At 40.7% G+C, this 18,611-nt stretch carries 15 protein-coding genes and 1 tRNA gene; 7 read left to right on the top strand and 9 right to left on the bottom strand.

Translation table 11 applies throughout. The features are described from left to right. Positions 1-18: 18 nt before the first annotated feature. From trpA to CVT14_RS08910, 7 genes are all read right to left on the bottom strand, one after another. Positions 19-768 carry a tryptophan synthase subunit alpha gene (gene trpA / locus CVT14_RS08940; RefSeq protein WP_021086085.1) on the bottom strand — a complete coding sequence of 250 codons (750 nt, stop codon included), beginning with the start codon at positions 766-768 and terminating at the stop codon, positions 19-21. Then, entirely contained in the window at positions 761-1,942 is a 1,182-nt protein-coding gene (gene trpB / locus CVT14_RS08935; RefSeq protein WP_087582720.1) for a tryptophan synthase subunit beta, read from the bottom strand. The genes trpA and trpB overlap by 8 nt, the downstream gene beginning before the upstream one ends. Further along, positions 1,935-2,546: a phosphoribosylanthranilate isomerase gene (locus tag CVT14_RS08930; protein WP_107850158.1), complete on the bottom strand. Its 612-nt coding sequence runs from the start codon at positions 2,544-2,546 to the stop codon at positions 1,935-1,937. Before CVT14_RS08930 ends, trpB begins: the two co-directional genes overlap by 8 nt. Continuing rightward, entirely contained in the window at positions 2,546-4,150 is a 1,605-nt protein-coding gene (gene trpD / locus CVT14_RS08925; protein WP_107850157.1) for an anthranilate phosphoribosyltransferase, read from the bottom strand. Before trpD ends, CVT14_RS08930 begins: the two co-directional genes overlap by 1 nt. A gap of 80 nt (positions 4,151-4,230) precedes the next feature. Further along, positions 4,231-4,803 carry a recombination mediator RecR gene (recR, locus tag CVT14_RS08920; protein WP_103633391.1) on the bottom strand — a complete coding sequence of 191 codons (573 nt, stop codon included), beginning with the start codon at positions 4,801-4,803 and terminating at the stop codon, positions 4,231-4,233. Further along, a complete protein-coding gene (locus CVT14_RS08915; RefSeq protein ID WP_107850156.1) occupies positions 4,800-6,056 on the bottom strand; it encodes an ArsS family sensor histidine kinase in 1,257 nt (418 codons plus the stop codon). Before CVT14_RS08915 ends, recR begins: the two co-directional genes overlap by 4 nt. After that, positions 6,053-6,724, bottom strand: coding sequence for a response regulator transcription factor (locus CVT14_RS08910; protein ID WP_009294394.1), 672 nt, complete (start codon positions 6,722-6,724; stop codon positions 6,053-6,055). Before CVT14_RS08910 ends, CVT14_RS08915 begins: the two co-directional genes overlap by 4 nt. Before the next feature lie 123 nt (positions 6,725-6,847). Between CVT14_RS08910 and dnaJ the strand changes: the two genes are divergently transcribed. Continuing rightward, a complete protein-coding gene (gene dnaJ, locus CVT14_RS08905) occupies positions 6,848-7,990 on the top strand; it encodes a molecular chaperone DnaJ (RefSeq protein WP_107850155.1) in 1,143 nt (380 codons plus the stop codon). 972 nt (positions 7,991-8,962) lie between these two features. On the opposite strand, the gene pyk is transcribed toward dnaJ, so the two are convergent. Beyond that, positions 8,963-10,414, bottom strand: a complete 1,452-nt coding sequence (pyk, locus tag CVT14_RS08900) for a pyruvate kinase (protein WP_103606912.1) — start codon at positions 10,412-10,414, stop codon at positions 8,963-8,965. A gap of 92 nt (positions 10,415-10,506) precedes the next feature. Between pyk and CVT14_RS08895 the strand changes: the two genes are divergently transcribed. Next, on the top strand, positions 10,507-11,568 hold the full coding sequence (locus CVT14_RS08895; RefSeq protein ID WP_103574330.1) for a TRAP transporter substrate-binding protein: 1,062 nt from the start codon (positions 10,507-10,509) through the stop codon (positions 11,566-11,568). 76 nt (positions 11,569-11,644) lie between these two features. Here CVT14_RS08895 and CVT14_RS08890 read toward each other — a convergent pair whose 3' ends face one another. Next, entirely contained in the window at positions 11,645-12,844 is a 1,200-nt protein-coding gene (locus CVT14_RS08890) for a molybdopterin molybdotransferase MoeA (RefSeq protein WP_107850154.1), read from the bottom strand. 135 nt (positions 12,845-12,979) lie between these two features. Here CVT14_RS08890 and yedE point away from each other — a divergent pair, with 135 nt between their 5' ends. The 5 genes from yedE to CVT14_RS08865 all read left to right on the top strand — a co-directional run bounded on the left by yedE (position 12,980) and on the right by CVT14_RS08865 (position 18,339). Continuing rightward, positions 12,980-14,038, top strand: coding sequence for a YedE family putative selenium transporter (yedE, locus tag CVT14_RS08885; RefSeq protein ID WP_107850153.1), 1,059 nt, complete (start codon positions 12,980-12,982; stop codon positions 14,036-14,038). A gap of 116 nt (positions 14,039-14,154) precedes the next feature. Further along, a tRNA-Met gene (locus CVT14_RS08880) sits at positions 14,155-14,231 on the top strand. Between the two features lie 266 nt (positions 14,232-14,497). Next, a complete protein-coding gene (locus CVT14_RS08875; protein ID WP_107850152.1) occupies positions 14,498-15,649 on the top strand; it encodes a Cj0814 family flagellar-dependent secreted protein in 1,152 nt (383 codons plus the stop codon). Positions 15,650-15,754: 105 nt separating this feature from the next. Beyond that, on the top strand, positions 15,755-17,509 hold the full coding sequence (locus CVT14_RS08870; protein ID WP_107850151.1) for a response regulator: 1,755 nt from the start codon (positions 15,755-15,757) through the stop codon (positions 17,507-17,509). A 206-nt stretch (positions 17,510-17,715) separates the two neighbouring features. Beyond that, positions 17,716-18,339, top strand: a complete 624-nt coding sequence (locus CVT14_RS08865) for a tetratricopeptide repeat protein (RefSeq protein WP_103635748.1) — start codon at positions 17,716-17,718, stop codon at positions 18,337-18,339. Positions 18,340-18,611: the final 272 nt, after the last annotated feature.

Below are 18,611 nucleotides of genomic sequence, written 5' to 3'. Positions count from 1 at the left end.
ATAAATTTATTAAGCATTTTAAAAGAGTTTATCGACCTCTTTAACCAGCTCTTTTGCGCTAAATTTGGCACAAAGCTTGACTATCTGCGTGCCTATGATCGCAGCGTCAGCATATTTTTTCACTTCGCTAACATCATCTTTGTTTTTGATGCCAAAGCCCACAGCCACTGGCAGGTCGCTCTTTTTCTTAAGCTCTAGGACTAAATTTTTTATCCTATCTTCATCGGCTCTTTTCGAGCCGCTAACGCCGATAGCACCTAGCACGTAGATAAACCCTGAGCCAAATTTTAATATCTCATCCGCCCTGCCCCCAGACGTGACACTTATAAGTGGCACAAGGCATAAATTTAGCTCCTTGCACTTTAGAGCAAACTCCTCGCACTCCTCACAAGGCAGATCTGGCACGATAAAGCCGCTAACCCCAGCTTCACGTGATCTTTTGAGAAATTTATCAACGCCATAAGCAAAGATAATGTTGTAATAAACTAAAAAAACAAGTGGCTTTGTTACTTTTGCCTTGCAGCCCTCAAGCATATCAAAGACAACATCGGTATTTACGCCACTTTGAGCTGTCTCAAAGCTAGCTTGCGCGATGAGTTTGCCATCAGCCAGCGGGTCAGAGTATGGGATGCCGATCTCTAGCAGATCAAGCGTGCTCTCATCTAAATTTTCTAAAAATTCCTTCGTTTTTTCTAAGCTTGGATATCCAGCCACGATGTAGCCGATGTTTGCCTTTTTACCGTTAAATGCGCTTCTAACCTTATCCATAAATTTTTCCTTTTTCGTAGCCGATGACTGTGTTTATGTCCTTATCGCCCCTGCCTGAGATATTTACGACGATGACGCTTTTTTTATCAAGCTTTGGGCAAAGTTTCTCCAGATACGCCACCGCATGCGCGCTCTCGATGGCTGGGATGATGCCCTCCATCTTGCTTAGAAAATACAAGGCATTTATGCACTCATCGTCGGTTACAGCTTCATATCTTACCCTTTTGATATCGTTTAAATGGGCGTGCTCTGGGCCGATACCTGGGTAGTCAAGACCCGCTGAGATGCTGTGAACTGGCGAGATCATGCCGTATTCATCTTGCAACACGGTCGTTTTCATGCCGTGGATGATGCCGGTTTTGCCTTTGCTAAGCGTAGCTGCGTGATAAGGGGTATCTATGCCAAGGCCGCCAGCTTCTATACCTACTAAATTTACGCTCTCATCGTCCAAAAACGCACTAAAAATGCCAATAGCATTGCTGCCGCCGCCAACGCAAGCGATGACGTAATCAGCCTTTTTGCCATAATTTTCAAGCTGAGCTTTTGCCTCTGTACCGATCACGCTTTGGAAGTCACGCACGATCTTTGGATATGGGTGCGGACCAACGGCTGAGCCAATGACGTAAAATGCGCTCTCTATCTCATTTACCCACGCTTGTATGGCCGCCGTAGTCGCCTCTTTTAGCGTTTTTAAGCCATCTTCTACGCTCACCACCTTTGCGCCAAGAAGCTGCATGCGAAAGGCATTTAGCTGCTGTCTAGCCACATCTGTAGCTCCCATATATACGTCACACTCTAAGCCCAAAAGTGCCGCCGCAGTCGCTGTTGCCACGCCGTGCTGACCAGCTCCAGTCTCAGCTAAAATTTTCTTTTTACCCATCTTTTTAGCAAGCAATGCTTGAGCTAGGGCGTTATTTATCTTGTGCGCGCCCGTGTGGTTTAGATCCTCACGTTTGAGGTAAATTTCATGTCCGTAGTGCTCGCTTAGGCGCTTTGCAAAAAAGAGCGGACTAGGCCTGCCAACGTAGTTTTTCAAAAGATCATCAAGCTCGTCTTTAAACTCTTTTGTCTTTGCGATGCTCTCATAAGCATTTTCTAGCTCATCAAGGGCAAACATCACCGTCTCAGGCACGAACTGCCCGCCAAATTTTCCAAAATACGCCTTACTATTCATCTTCTACCTCACCTATGATCTTTAAAATTCTCTCTATTTTTAACGCATCTTTTATGCCGTTTTCGTCCTCGACTTTTGAGTTGATATCGACTAGACATGGCTTAAATTTCAGTGCCTCTTTTATGTTGTGCTCACCTATGCCCCCAGCCATGCCAAATTTAAACTTAACCTCTTTTAAAATTTCCCACTCAAAGCTAGTACCATTTCCGCCGGCATTTTCGCCCTTACAGTCAAAAAGCGCCATGTCAAAATGCTTAAAATCAACCTCTGGTAAGCTATCTTTCACGCTAAAAACCTGCCAAATCTCAAGCCCCATGTCTTTCAAATTTGCATGCAAATTTTCACTGATCGCTCCATGCACCTGAGCGACGTCAAGCCCTGCAAACTGGCAAATTTCCATTATCTCGCAATCACTTTGCCCCGCAAAAACACCAACCACTTTTTTGCCCTTGCTGTGAGCAAATTTCGCTATCTGCCTAGCTAAATTTAGCTCGACCTTTCTTTTACTTTTGGCAAATATCAGCCCGATAAAATCAACATCCAAAGCGCAAACCGCACTCGCCTCATCTAGCGTTTTGATGCCACAAATTTTAACTAGCGCCATTACGCTTGCGCCTTTATAAACTCTTCAAAAAATTTATACGCCTTACCAGAATTTATAGCCTCTAAAACCATTTTTTTGGCCTCGTCTGGGCTCTTTGCGCCATCAGCCGCGTAGAGTGCAAACATCGCATTAAAGACCACTATGTCAAATTTTGCCCCCTGCTCCTCGCCTTTTAGCGTGCGGATCAAGGTTTTGGCGTTTTCTTCTGGTGTGCCGCCCTCGATGTCGCTGTGAAGCGCTCTTTTAAAGCCAAACTGCTCTGGCGTGATGCTATACTCAAAAATTTCGCCATTTTTTAGCTCCACAACGCTTGTTTCGCTACAAAGCGTGATCTCGTCTAGTCCGTCATCGCCGCGAACGACCAAAGCATGCTTTCTGCCAAGGATTTTAAGCGTCTGGGCGTAGAGTTTTAGAACAGGCTTATGATAGACGCCAACTAGCTGATTTGTAAGGTTTAAATTTGGATTTAAAAGCGGTCCAAGCACGTTAAATACGGTCCTTATGCCAAGTCTTTGGCGCACTTCTCTCACCTCGCCAACTAGCGGATGGAAAAATGGTGCGTGGAAAAAGGCTAAATTTTTACTAGCTAAATTTTCACGCTGTTTTGCCAGTGATTTTTCACTTTTTACGCCTAAAATTTCAAGCACATCAGAGCTGCCAGACTTGCTTGAAACTGCCTTGTTGCCGTGTTTTGCGACCTTTATACCAAGGCTTGCAAGGATAAATGCAACTGTGGTTGAGATATTTATCGTCTTAAAGCCATCGCCGCCAGTGCCACAAAGATCGATCATAGGCGTATCATCGCGGTAGGTTTGTGAGTATTTTAGGATATTTTTTGCAAGTGCAGCGAGGCTTTTTGGATAGAGGCTCTTTTCGCTAATAAGCACCAAAAGGGCTGAAAGCTGCACGATCTCGTACTCTTTGCTGGCTATTATCTCGCAAATTTGCTCAAAGTCGCTATCATCAAGAGGTATGCTCTCTTGAAGCTTTATAAGATATGGCTTAAGTGAGCAGACTTTAGGCTCTTTAACCTCATCTTTTGTTTTGTAATTTACAAAATTTTCAACGATCTTTTTGCCGTATTGTGTGAAGTAGCTTTCAGGGTGAAACTGGATGCCAAAGATCGGCTTATCTTTAACGCTAAGCGCCATAACTACGCCATCATCGCTCACCGCATCAGCGCTTAAGCTAGCTGGGAGCTCATCGACATAGAGCGAGTGGTAGCGCATAACTTCAAAGCGTTCAGGCAGCCCTGCAAAAAGCGGCTCTTTGTTTTTCACGTCTATAAACGAGGTCTTGCCGTGAAGTGGGTCGTCTAGTCTTTTTATCTTTGCACCAAAACTAAGCCCTATGGCTTGGTGTCCAAGGCAAATTCCAAGCACTGGCACGCCAAGGTTGGCCTCTAAAATTTCTAAGCAAACTCCGCTATCTTTTGGGTGCTTTGGACCTGGGCTTAGGATGATCTTACTTGGGTTTAGTTTTTTGATCTCTTCAAGCGTTATCTTGTCGTTTCTAACGCATCTAACCTCTTCGCTGGTGAGCTCTTTTACGTACTGCTCGACGTTGAAGACAAAACTATCATAGTTATCTATAAGTAAAATCAATCTCTATCCTTTTAAATTTAGCGGCGGATTGGGCTAAATATTATAAATTTAGGTGAGATTATAACTAAAAGAAATTTTAATTAGGCTTTTGTGCGGCTCTCATAGGCCTTTAAAAGTGAGAGCATATCGACGTTTTCTAAATTTACACCAGTTGGCACGCCCTGAGCGATCTTGCTAAATGAAATTTCACTCATGCCAAGCTTATCCTCGACGTAAAGCATAAGTGCGTCTGAATTTAGCCCCGGCGTAAAGGCAAAGACGACCTCTTTTGAGCCATTTTGCTTGATAGCACTTCGCAACCTCTCTATGGCATCCTCATCGATCTCGTCAAGCACGAAGTAAAGGCCGTTGTAGATACCATTTTGCTCAAAAACCAAAATATCTTTTGGGCTCTCAACTAGCAAGATGACCTCGCTGTCCCTGCTCTCGTCGCTGCAAATGTCGCAAATTTCATTTTCACTAAGCCCGCCGCAACGCTCACAACGCTTGATAAATCTCACCGCATCTTCGATATTTTGCGCGAGCCTTAGCCCTGCAAAGCTATCTTGCATGCAAACAAAGTAGGCAAACCTTGCGGCTGACTTTTTACCCACACCTGGAAGCCTAGCAAATGACTCAGTTAGCTCGTTAAATTTCTCTAAGCCCCTTTTCATGCGCGTTTTGCCTTTGCACGAAGTAAAATTTTAAAGACGTGATAGCCGTCCTCGTAGTCGTAAGCAAGCTCAAATTTTTGCATCTGGCAAATTTGCTCGATGATGTAAAGTCCAAGCCCCATGCCGCTTCCAGCACTCACTTTATCGCCGCGCACGAAGGCTTGTTTGTAGTAATCAATCGGGTGATTTAGCTTTTTGCCTAAATTTTTAACTGCTATAAATTCGCTATCGCAGATCAAGATGGCTTTCTTATCCTCTGCGTATTTTAGGGCGTTATCTATCAAATTTTTAATCGCCAAGCTAAAAAGCTGAAAATCAACTCTTAATATAACGTCATCTCTGATATCACAGCTCACTCGCTCTTCAAATTTATCAAGCATGAGCATATCTTGCACCTGCTCCAAAATAAGCGAAAAATGGCACTCTTGGTAGTTTAGCGCATAGCTTTTTGAAAGAAGCTGCTCGACCTTGCTAAATTCATTTATAAGCATCTCAAGGCGCTCAAAAACGTTTATAAGCCTCATCTTTTGGGTGTCGTTTGCGACCATCTCAGAGACGATCCTACCCTTGCCAATAGGCGTCTTTAGCTCATGCATGATCGCACGTAAAAATAGCTGCCTTGAGCGGATGAGCTCTCTGATCTTGCAAACGGCGTTGTCAAATTCAACTGCGACTTGTCCGATCTCATCTTGCTCGTTTTCATTTAGCCTAGCAGTCATCGCCATCTCCATGTTTCCGCTGGCAAATTTTCTGATATCTTTGCTAAGTCTTCTAAGCGGCAAAAGGCTTCTAAGCACCGAGACATAAAGCGAGATAAGTAGAGCCGAGATGATCAAAAATGCCACCCAAAGCGGGTCATTTACGTGTCTTGCGTCGTTGCTCTCAAGTAGCAGCATGAAAGATGGATTTTTGATGAGCAGATACAAATCGCCTTTGTAATTAACCGACTGCATCATGCCAAGAGGCGTGTGCTGCGTAAAAATGGCGTTTCCGCTTGAGGTAACAGAGGTGGCTAAATTTTTGTTGCCGACATATTCTAGGTTGAAATTTTTAAAGTAGTGCTCTAAATCTCTTGGAGGATTGCCACGCTCGTAAAGCGCCACAAGATAGTTCATAGCGCTTATTTGCTTATCTTTTAGCTTCTCAAGCGCACTTTCTTGCTGAATGTTTGCAAATGTTACAAAAAGCAAGCACATCAGCGAGAAAGCGATGGCAAAGATGATAGTTATCTTGGTGGTTATGGAGTATTTCATCCGATAAGCTTATATCCTATGCCTCTAACTGAAAATATATGTTTTGGCGCTTTTGAGCTGTCGCCAATCTTTGTTCTAAGGCGCCCGATGATGACATCTAGGCTCTTTGAGTCCTTATCTTTTAGGCTCTTGCAGTTATAAACTAGCTGCTCTCTTGATACTGAAAAGCTGTGCTGTTTGATGAGATAGGTTAAGATTTCATACTCAGCTGGTGTGAGCGCAAGAGCTTCATTATTAAAGTAAATTTCATGGCGCTTGTCGTCTATCCTAAATGCGCTATCAACGACCTCTTCTTGAACTTCATTTGTCTTTTTATATCTTCTAATAAGACTTGTGATACGAGCATACATCTCTTTTGGATCGTATGGTTTTGGCAAATAATCATCCGCGCCAAGCTGAAGTCCAACGACCTTGTCACTGATGTCACTGCGAGCTGAGCTTATGATGATAGGGATGTCGTATTTTTGGCGGATTTCTTTGCAAACTTCAAGACCATCAATGCCAGGTAATGTAAGGTCAAGTATGAGCAGGTCGTAGTTTTTTATCCCTGCGCTTAGCCCTAGATATGGGTCTTCAAAGTTAGTCACTTTTATATTAAAACTATCAAGATATTCAGATAAAATTTGTGCAAATTCTGGATCGTCTTCTATCATTAAAACGTTAATCATAAATCATCCTTTTCATTGAAAAATAGTAGAGATTATACGGCAAAAATGTAAATTTTTTTTTAAATTTAAACTTTTTTGGATAAAATCTCACATTTAAAATAAGCTTAATAAACAAGGAAAGATGTGGAGTTTGATTATTACGAGATCCTTGAAATTTCAAGAAATGCAAGTGGCGACGAGATAAAAAAAGCCTTTAGAAAGCTCGCTTTAAAATACCACCCAGACAGAAATGCTGGCGACAAAGAGGCTGAGCAGAAATTTAAACAGATAAACGAAGCCTATCAGGTCTTAAGCGATGAGCAAAAGCGCTCTATCTACGATAGATACGGCAAAGAAGGGCTTGAGGGTAGATTTGGCAGTGGCGGTGGCTTTAGCGCTGATTTTGACCTTTCAGACATTTTTGACTCGTTTTTTGGAGGCGGTTTTGGCGGTGGCTCTAGACAGAGAAAAAGACGAAGCGAAAAATACTCAGCCGACCTTGAAATTCCTATAAATTTAGAGTTTAACGAAGCTGTTTTTGGCTGCGAAAAAGAGATCAAATTTGATCAAAAAGTGCCTTGCCCAACATGCAATGCAACAGGCAGCAAAGATGGCAAAAACAAAACTTGCCAGCACTGCGGCGGAAGCGGCAGGATCACACGTGGGAATGGCTTTATGAATATCGTTCAAGAGTGCCCATACTGCCACGGATCTGGCGAAGTGATAAGCGAGCCATGTCCTGACTGCAACGCAAAAGCCTATAAAACGCAGCAACAAAGCGTCAAGATCACGATCCCAGAGGGCGTTGATAGCGGCATGAGGATGAGGGTCGCTGGCAAAGGCAACATCGGTGCAAACGGTGTTCAAGGTGATCTTTACGTTAGCATAAACGTAAAAGAGGACAAGCACTTCATACGCCACAATGACGATGTTTATATAGAAATTCCAGTCTTTTTTACCCAAGCTGTTCTTGGCGAGAGCATAAAAATCCCAACACTTCGCGGTGAAGCCGAGCTAAAACTGCCAGTTGGCGCGAAAGATAAACAACAATTTATCTTTGAAAATGAGGGCATCAAGGGCGTAAATTCACGCAAAAAAGGCAGACTTGTAGCTCAAATTTCTATCCAAACACCTGATAAACTAAGCGATGAGCAAAAAGAGCTTTTAAACAAGCTTCAAGCTAGCTTTGGCATAGTTTCAGGCAAGTCAAGCACCGATGAGAGCGTCTTTGATAAGATAAAAAGCTGGTTTAAAGGCGACGAGCCAAAAGGCAAAAAGAAAAAATAAATTTAGATTTGTGACGCTAAATTTGGCGTCACAAAATCTTTCAAAATAAATTTTATATCCTAATTTTTACAAGTAAATTTCATACAAATTTTAAAATCTAATGAGCGGGCATATCACGCTTCTAAATTTAGTGGCAAATAGTTATGAGCCCTAAATTTAGTAAGTTGCTAAGGCGAGTGAGTAAAGTTTTAAAATTTGCAAAGCAATCTAATCAAATTTAAATGTTTATGTTTCTTTGTTAAGGGGGGATAGGCTTGAATTACGGTCTGCTTGCAGTTGCGAGCTAGCGACGCAAAGAAGCTCCCTTCCCCCTTAACGATCCCCTAACCCCGACAACGTTAGATGTGGCATGCTTCAGTGCTAAAGCACTACATGCGGTTAAAAAACTCGTGCAAATTTCAAATTTAGATCCAGCATATCACGATTCTAAATTTAGTGGCGAGCTTTGCAAGATCTAAATTTAGTAGTCTGCTAAGGCGAGTGAGTAAGATTTTAAAATTTGCAAAATAGCTTTAATTTCTTTTTATTTAAAAAGGGAGACAAGGGGACTCGAGTTACGAGGCCGTCCCCTTATCCCCCTTTTTAAATCCTCCAAACCCCTCGCACGTTAGAAGTGCATGCGATAGCACTATCGTGCCGCATGCGTTTTGCTATCAAGTAAGTTTTCGCAAATTTTAAAATTTCATGAACGAGTAATTTCGGCTCTAAAATTTGAGCTAAGCTGTAAGCGAAGCCAAATTTTAGTAGCCAATTCTTGCGAGTGAATGGAATTTTAAAATTTGCAAAAAAGTAGTAGTTTTATTTTAAAGCACATAGTTTAAATTTCAAATTTAGATCCGGCATATCACGGCTCAAAATTTAGTGGAAAAATAAAGAATTTAAATTCGGTAGATTTTCAAGGCGAGTGCATAAAAGCGCATAAATTTAAAAGAAATTTTAGTGCCAAAATATCAGGCACTAAAATCCTTAAATTTACTCAGTTGCAAGGTCTAGGTAATAATCAAGCTGGTCGCGTCTGATGATACGTATGAGGTTTGTGCTGCCCTCTACGCCTGTTGGGTGGCCAGCTGTGACGAGATAGGTCTTATCATGCTCGACATATCCAGCGTCGTAAGCCTTTTTAATGACATTTGCAAGTAGGACATTTAGCTTTGTCTTTTCAAGCACAAGCGCTGGCGTCACGCCCCAAGCAAGGGTAAGCATGTGAGCTGTCTGCTCGTCGTGCGCGATAGCGATGATGTCGATATTTGTGCGGTTTCTAGCTAGCTTTATGGCTGATTTGCCTGAGCCTGTAATAGAGAGTATCGCATTTGCTTTAATGCGAACAGCTAGCGAAGCTGCGCTATTTGCGACCATGTCAGTCTCGTCAAAAAAGTCAAATTCGTCAAATTTATTATATGGATAGATGCTTTGCGTCTGGATGATCGTTTTGCTCATCGCCTCTACGACTGCGACTGGGTTTTTGCCGATCGCGCTCTCTTCGCTTAGCATAACTGCGTCAGTGCCGTCTAGCACGGCATTTGCCACGTCGCTGATCTCCGCTCTTGTAGCAGTTTCATGCTCAGCCATGCTTAGCATCATCTGCGTTGCTGTGATGACTGGCTTGCTGGCTGCATTTGCCTTTTTGATGATGAGCTTTTGTATGGTTGGCACCTTGTAAAATGGCACCTCTATGCCAAGATCGCCACGAGCTACCATGATACCGTCACTCTTTGCGATGATGTCGTCTATGTTTTCGACCGCGTCAAATTTCTCGATCTTAGATAGGATAGCCGCTTTGGAGCCAAATTCTTTTAAGATATTTCTTGCTTTTATCACGTCATTTGCGTCTTGCACAAAGCTAATGGCGACGAAATTTACGCCTTGCTTTGCGCCAAATTCCATATCTTCTTTATCTTTTGGCGTGATGATGTCGATGCCAAGGGCGGTATTTGGGAAATTTACCCCTTTGTTTGAGTTTAAAATTCCGTCATTTTCGATGATGGTTTTTACCACATCTTTGCCCTCGCCTGTAACTCTTGCTCTGATCGAGCCATCGTAGAGATAGACGTACTCGCCAGCCCTTAGCATAGGTAAAATTTGAGGCTGATTTAGGCTCACTCTATAAACGCCCTTTTCGATCTTTTCGCCCACGATATCCTCTGCGTAGATGCTAAGCTCGTCGCCAGCTTTTAAGTAAAATGGCTCGCTAAGCTTGCCGACTCTGATCTTTGGACCGCAGATATCTTGCAAGATGCCTATGCGTTTGTTTAGTCTTTTTTCGATGTTTCTTATCTTGTCGATGTTTGATTTGTGGTATTCGTGTGTTCCGTGGCTAAAATTTAAACGAAAAACATTAACACCTGCTTTAACCATCGCCTCCATCGTCTCTTCGTTGTCACTTGCTGGCCCTAAAGTCGCTACAATTTTAGTCTTTTTTATCATTTTTATGCCCTGTAATTTGATTTTTGCGATTATAACACAATTTAATAATGTAAATTTTTTGTATAATATGCAAAATTTTTAAAGGAGAGAGTATGAATAAATTTTTATTAGCGTCTCTTGGCCTAGCAGCTCTTGCTTGCGCTGCCATGGGAGATGACAAAGTCTATAAGCTCAAGCTTGCAACCTCATGGGAGAGCACTATGCCAGTGCTTGGTGACGTGCCAAAAGAGCTAAAAGAGAAGGTCGAAAAGATGAGTAACGGCCGCATCGAGATCAGGATCGACTACCCGTCAAAGCACAAGTCACCTTTTGCGATGCTTGACTTTGCAAAGAGCGGTCAGTACGACATCGGCTACACAGCTAGCTACTACTACAAAGGCAAAGACCCTAAGACAATGTTTTTTACAGCGACACCATTTATGATGAATACCGACGAACAAACAGCTTGGTATGAATTTGGCGGCGGCAAAGAGCTAGAGGCGAAAGTTTTTGACCCATATAACATCAAAATTTTTAGAGCTGGCAACACTGGCATGCAAATGGGCGGCTGGTTTAAAAAAGAGATCAAGTCAGTTGATGATATCAAAGGCTTAAAGATCAGAATTCCAGGCTTTGGCGGCGAAATTTACGCTAAACTTGGCGCAAATATCAACACTATCCCAACTGGCGAGCTTTACATGGCGCTTGAGATGGGCACGATCGACTCAGTCGAGTGGGTAAGCCCAGCTTATGACATGGCACTTGGCTTTCACAAAGTGGCAAAATACTACTACACAGGCTGGCAAGAGCCAAACGGCGAAACTCAGTTTTTCTTCAACAAAAATGCGTATGAAAAACTTCCAGATGATCTAAAAGCGATCTTTGAAGCGGCTGCTGCTGAAGTGGCAAGAGATGTAAATACTAAGGTATTTTACGCAAACGTAGAGTACTGGGACAAGATGAAGGCTGAGTACCCAGACATCCAAGTAAAATCTTTCCCACCAGAGGTCATCGCAGCTCTTAAAAAGGCTACAAACGAGCTACTTGATGAAGAGAGCGCAAAAGATCCACTATTTAAAGAGATCGTCGAGTCTCAAAGAGCTTTCCTCAAAAAAGCAAGAGAATGGACTAAAATTTCTGACTACGCTTACATCAAAACAAACGAAGAAAAATAATCACAGCAGGGAGCTCTCCCTGCTTTTTACTCTAAATTTGCCAAAGCACTTCTGGCAAATTTGAATTTCACTCACTTTAGCAAGGCATCTTTAAAACTTCTACCACTTCACCTTTTGCGATAAATTCTGTCTCTTTTGGGATGATAAGCAGCGCAGCTTCGTTTGTTAGGTTATTTACGATCGCTGAGCTGCCTAGCTTTTTGCCGTTTAAATTTACGAAAATTTTGCCATCTCTGTTTTCTAAATTTACCGCTGTAAATTCCAAAAATGGCGAGCGTTTTTTGTAGTCTTCGTCCATTATCGCCGTGATCTTTGGCTCTTCTTGGCTAAACCAAGTGTTTATAAGCACCCTTACGTAAAGCACGCACATAACCATCGCCGAGTAAGGAAATCCCGGCAGCGCAAAGATGTATTTGTCGCCTGATTTTGCCACTCTGATATGGCGGCCTGGTTTTATCGCAGCGCCCTCGATGATGAGGCTAAAGTTTTCATTTAAAGCGCCCTTTACAAAGTCATAGTCTCCCATGCTGATGCCACCAGTAGTCACCAAGATATCGGCTGATTTTAGTGCATTTATGATCGCTTTTTCGACAAGTTCGGCCTTATCTCTTACGATCTCACAAAGGATCGGCTCCGCACCCATTTTGCGTATCTGCATAGCGATACCTACGTGGTTTGAGCTGTGAATTTGCGCTGGACTATCAAGCGGTTCGCCAAGGTCTTTTATCTCACTACCAGTTGCTAGTATCGCCACTCTTGGACGGACAAATACACTTACGTGAAAGACGCCAAGCTCCGCAAGAAGAGCGATCTCAGCGTATGTTAGGCGCGTGCCTTTTTTTATTAAAATTTCGCCTTTTTTGTAGCTCTCACCCACTTCACGCACAGCAAAACCCTTTGGCACGCTCTTTTTGATGATTATTTTTGAGCCGCTAACCTCGACGTTTTCGACTGGTACGAGCGTGTCAGTGCCTTCGCTCATTAGCGAGCCGGTGAAGGTTTTGACGCATTTACTACCCTCTACATGTAGCCCTTTGTCGCTACCTGCTGGCAGATCGGTGATGAGCTCAAGCTCGCTTAGGCCCTCTTTAAAGGCAAAAGCGTAGCCGTCCATCGCCGAAACTGGCTTTGCTGGGTAGTTTTCAGCAGCCACTACGTCATAAGCGATATTTCTATCAAGCGCATCTGTGATGGCTACTTTTTCAACCTTTTCCCACGCATTTATCGTGTCTTTTAGAATTTTCAGACTATCTGCATAGCTCATAAAATCTTTCATCATTTATCCTTTTTATGAAATTTTTGCATATTCTATCCACTTTGCTCTTAAAAAAATTAATCTTTGTTTTATTTAATGATTATTAAAATATCGTTTAAGAAACCAGTCTGGTTTTACCTTTACACAGGAATTTACATGAACAAAACACTACTTTACATCATCGCAGGTGCGAGCCTTGGCATACTTGGTCCGGTGCTCGTTCATTTTGGCAACCCAGCAAATATGGGCGTTTGTGCGGCTTGTTTTTTACGAGATAGCATGGGTGCGCTTGGCTTTCACCAGGCCAAAGTCGTGCAGTATCTAAGGCCTGAAATTTTAGGGCTTATCATCGGAGGCTTTCTAGCTAGCATGCTTTGGAGTAGAAATTTCACTCCAGTATCTGGCAGTGCGGCATTTTCTAGGTTTTTCTTAGGCGTGTTTGCGATGATAGGCTGCCTCATATTTTTAGGTTGTCCTTGGAGAGCGTTTTTACGTCTTGGAGGCGGAGATATGACCGCCATAGCTGGCGTTGTTGGCTTGTTTGCTGGTGTCTTTGTGGGACGAGCTTTTAAGAAAAATGGCTACATTTTACCTGAGAGTGAAACCACTGCAAAAGCTATCGGGTTTTTGCCACTGATTATCGCTATTTTGCTTTTACTAGCACTTATCTTTGGTCTAAAACTTGGCGAAAATGGCGCATTATTTAGCTCAGAAAAAGGTCCAGGCTCACAGCATGCAAATTTATTTATCTCACTTATTTGTGCCATCATTATTGGCGCATTTATGCAAAGAAGTAAATTTTGCTCAGTGGGAGCAATAAGCAAAATTTTCGAGCGTGACTTTTCGATGTTTTATGGCGTCATCTCTATCATTGTCTGCGCAAGTATCACAAATTTAGTGCTAGATCAATACAAATTTGGCTTTGAAGCTCAACCTATCGCTCACAATGATATGCTTTGGAATTTCCTTGGCATGACGCTCGCTGGTCTTTGCTTTAGCCTAAGCTATGGCTGCCCTGGCAAACACCTAGTGCAAATGGGAGCTGGAAATTTAAGCTCAGCAGTATTTGTTTTAGGCATGGGAGCTGGAGCTGCGATAAGTCACAACTTCGTGCTTGCAAGCTCAGGATCTGGCATAACACCTTTTGCCCCGTATGCCGTAGTGATTGGCTTTATCTACGCTATTTACGTTGGATTTTTCACTAAAAAAGCTTAACTAAATTTGGCTGCTTTTGCAGTCAAATTTATTTTTATATCTATAAAATTTGAGTGAGATAAATTTTAGCTAAAAATAAGTTCTTAGGTTGTATAATCCAAAACTTATTTTAAGTTGTCACGGTAGCTCAGCTGGTTAGAGCGCTGGTCTCATAAGCCGGAGGTCGGGAGTTCAAGTCTCCCCCGTGACACCATAGATGTCCTACTTATCGATACTTTAACTGCCCTTTTTGCAGTTTCCCTTTCTTTAAAATTTCCTAAAAGTATGGTACAGTTTTTATAAAAAGCGGTACATTTTTTCAGGATTGATTTATTTTACAAGATGCTTTCTATAAATTTGCTTTTATTTTTGCCCATAGGTAAAATTTTATTTCAAAGCGAGCAAACATAAATTTATCTCGCTTAAATTTTCGGCACAACTTTTGCTTACTCTTTGAAGCTAAATTTCAAGGAGTAAGCCATGAAAATCTCTTATAACTCCATCTTAACAAAACAGCACTACCAAAAACAGACAAAAAGCGAAGGCTTTGCAAATTTCTTACCTAACACTCCAAATATAAATTCTATTAGCCAAACCACTACTCCTAAGAATGACTTTGTTTCATCTAGTAGTATCGACTCTCTTTATCAGGCTAAATTTACTTCACAAGAGGGTTACGGATATAGTGTAGATGCTAAAGGATTTATGGGGGTTGATTTTAACAAGGCTGCAGGCCTGCCACAGGACTTTAAAATCCACAAAAGCACACTTGATGCGATAGTGCTGCACAATCAAAAGCACCCAAATAGTATAAATTTTTCAATGGAAACAAAAAAAGATAATGCGCTCTTTGGAGAGGATAGTTTTGCAAATATCGATCTAGCAGACACAATAAAGCAATACTATAAAATTTTTGATCAAATTTCAGCTGGAGTGATCAGTAAAGGTAAAGAGTTTTACTCAAATGAAGATCTAGCAAAGATGCCAAAGGGCTACTTTTCAAAAGATAAAAAAATAGATTATTCTGAATACCTAATGGGTAGGATGTCAAGTGACGAGATAGATGGGCTAACCGATAGAAGCAATGAGAAGGTAACTCATGTATTTAGAACAGCACAAGACGCAGACGATGCACGTAAGCTAATGAATGATCTAAGTGATATAAATGTAGAAGTCAATGGAAATTTCCTTGACTTTTCTCCAGAAGTTATGACAACTGAGCATACTATCCCTTATATGTGGGTTAGTAGTGCTGGATATGACTTCAAGCCTGATATGTCTGTATATGACAATGAACAAGGCTATACAAAGGAGCAAATCTTTGTAGCATTTTTAAAAAACGAGCAAGGTCTTGCACTGCAAGGTGGCACAACAAGAATAACTGATGAGGCTCGCAATGTATATAGAGACAAACTCATACTTACAAAGCAAGATAGAAGCGAGATAGGCATACCAAAGGCTTATTATGATGAGATACTATCTGGCAAGAAAGATCTAAAAGATATACTAGCTAGGATTTTAAAGCTTAGAAATTTAGAGCTAAAAAAAGATCAAACGCTTGAGGGACTAGCAAGCAAGATAATGGACGTTTTAAAAGAATTTGATGAGAGGACGAAGACAAGAGAGCTTTAAAAAATATAACATAGTAGGCATTCGCTCTAAGCCCTTTTAGACTATAAACTACTAAACATTTTTTATATTTGCCGATATAAGATATATATTTTAAAAGGATTTAAAATGAATGTATCACCAAATTTAGAGCCCATAAATATAAATTTACCCAAAGATATGATCTATTCAAGAGTCCTTCTTGGTGTAGATAGAGTGCAAACTTTAGACAATACAAATTTAAAATCTGAGCTTAAAGACATAGCTACTAAGCTTATCTCAAATAGCACCTACTCTATCATTCAAAATGCCAGCACCAGTGGCGTAAAGTCAGAGTATGCTAAAGCAGATAGCGGGACAAACGATGCTTTTTCTTACGTGGATATCCAGCGGAGAAACTGGGACAAAAAGGACTTTGAAAACAAATATCTCTTTGGCGAAGATGCCTCAGCGCTAAGGAAAGTGGATCAAACTAGCACCTATTTTTCACATATAAATTCAAAAACTCCCATTAAGCCCATTGCGTCAGCAGATACTAAATTTACAAATTTAAATGACTACGCCTATGAAAAAACGATAAAAACCTCACTGGGTGACGTGGAGGTCTTTTTGGATCTTTATGACGATAATGACAAACTAGGCATAGGCAAGCTAGATGCAAATGGATTTTTATTTAACTTTGATAGCAACAAGGACGGAGTGATAAATTCTGGTGATAAATACTTTGACAAGCTAAAGGTTAGAGGCTACGACAAAGACGGAAATGAGAAAATTTTCAAACTAAGCGAAGTTGTAAGCGAGATAAACCTTAACGACTTTATTAAAAAAGATATTAGAAATTTAAGCCATGAGGCTATGGACTTTGCTAGCAAAAACACAGTTGATTATAGAGTTAGTTTAAATAATTCAAACCCTTATACTCTATTTTCAGCTGAGTATCGCTACCAAAAGATAGACAAAGAAGAGACTAATAAATTTTTCAAAGACCATGCAGGCAAAGACGGCTGGGTAGATCTTAGGGATAATAAGATATTTAACGAAGAGAGCGGCTTAAACAACTTTGCCTATGAGAAAGTTGGCTTTGACGGCAAGAAAAAGCTTAGCGAGTTTAACCCTATCATAAAGCCTTCTGGGTCTAAACAAGATGAGAGCTTTTCATACGCAGGCTATCAAAAAGATAGCTTTATGAAATTTTATAACGACTACCAAAAAGAGTCTAGCACTCACAGCAAAGATGTAGAGTGGGTAAGCAAAAATTTAAAAGAAAATGATGTAGAGGATGCAGATGGTCTCATCTCAAAGCTAAAAGCCACAAAGTCATCTTATATGATCGCTATGCAGAGTGAGTTTGAAAAGGCGACTGGGCTTGAGTTTAGCCTAGAAAATTTAGAAAGAGTAAAGCATGCTTTTGAGAGTGATACGAGCAAGGCTACAGCTGCTCTAAAGGACACAGACAGCGTAATAGCTATGAAGCTAAACAAAAATGGCACTATCACGCTTAAATTTGATAGTGGAAGAGAGCTAGAGGTAAAAGAAATTTATAGTGACACTGGCAAGCTAATAAGCAAAGATGACAAAGATAGTAAAAGAGCAAGTATAAATTTAGATGCTAAGAGCATGAATGATGTAGAGTTAAATAGACTTGACTTTAAAGATATAGGCATAAAGCAAGATGATAAGATATCTAGCCTAAAAGAGCTTGGAGCAAAGCTAGTTAAAAACCTCTCTGATAAATTTACAAGTAAATTTCTGATCGGACTTGAAAACGGCAAAAGCATCACCACCAAAGAAATTTACAACATCACCTACCTTGAAAACGACCTCAAATTTAAAGAACTATCTAGCAAAGATAGGCTTTATAAAAAGGTAGATACGAGAGTTTAGGAGTAAATTTATGCTTGAAATTTGACCCATTTCTCTTAAAAAAATATGAACTAAAACCAGAGTTTGTTTTCTAGAAAAAGTATAGGAAATGATAGGTAAGCTTATATATGATATTTTATCATAAAAATAAATAGATAATTAATAATAATTTAAGTTTAAGAAAGACAAAATATCGTCTATATAGTTTACATTAAGGAGGTAAAAACATGAAAAGAATTTTAGTTTTACTTGTAGTTTTATTTTCTATTGGATTTTCCAAAGATCTTACTGAATTGGGATACGAAGCTTACGTTAAAGGTGACTACCAAAAAGCAGCCCAGCTTTATCAAAAAGCTTGTGATAGTGGAGTGGCTGGGGGTTGCAATAGCTTAGGGTCTTTATACGGAGAAGGTAAAGGTGTAAATCGAGATTACCAAAAAGCAACCCAGCTTTTTCAAAAAACTTGTGATGGTGGAAATGCTGAGGGTTGCTTTAACTTAGGGGTTTTTTATGAAGACGGTTACGGTGTAAATCAAGATTACCAAAAAGCTACTGAGCTTTATCAAAAAGCTTGTGATGGTGGATGGTCTATGAGTTGCTTAGGCTTAGGTGTTTTATACAAAGACGGTCAAGGTGTAAATCAAGATTACCAAAAAGCAGCCCAGCTATTTCAAAAAGCTTGTGATAGTGGAAATGCTGATTGTTGCGCTATCTTAGGGGTTTTTTACCAAGACGGTAAAGGTGTAAAACAAAATTTTTCCACTGCAAAACAATATTATGGCAAGGCTTGTGATTTAGGACTTCAGTCAGGATGTGTTATTTACAGAGGGCTGAATAAAAAAGGCTATTAAAAAATTAATTAGCATGAGATGTTCTTTACCGTTGTTAGACAATTACGAGACGCTTTTAAAAGAAGAATGGAATCCGACCTAGGTGGTTGGTAAAATTTAAGTGGCCTACAAATTTTATTGTAGGCCATTACTTTCAAAGGAATTGAAAATGATAACTAGCATAAACGGACTTAGCAACACATCGATACAAGAAACCACTATCCAAAAAGAAAATATCCCTAAAGATACCAAAGATGATGAAAAGGCCAAAATAGAAGCTTTATGGTATGGTC

The sequence above is a fragment of the Campylobacter concisus genome, from assembly GCF_003048445.1.
Lineage (GTDB): Bacteria > Campylobacterota > Campylobacteria > Campylobacterales > Campylobacteraceae > Campylobacter_A > Campylobacter_A concisus_BF.
This window is presented reverse-complemented; position numbering and strand designations above follow the sequence as displayed.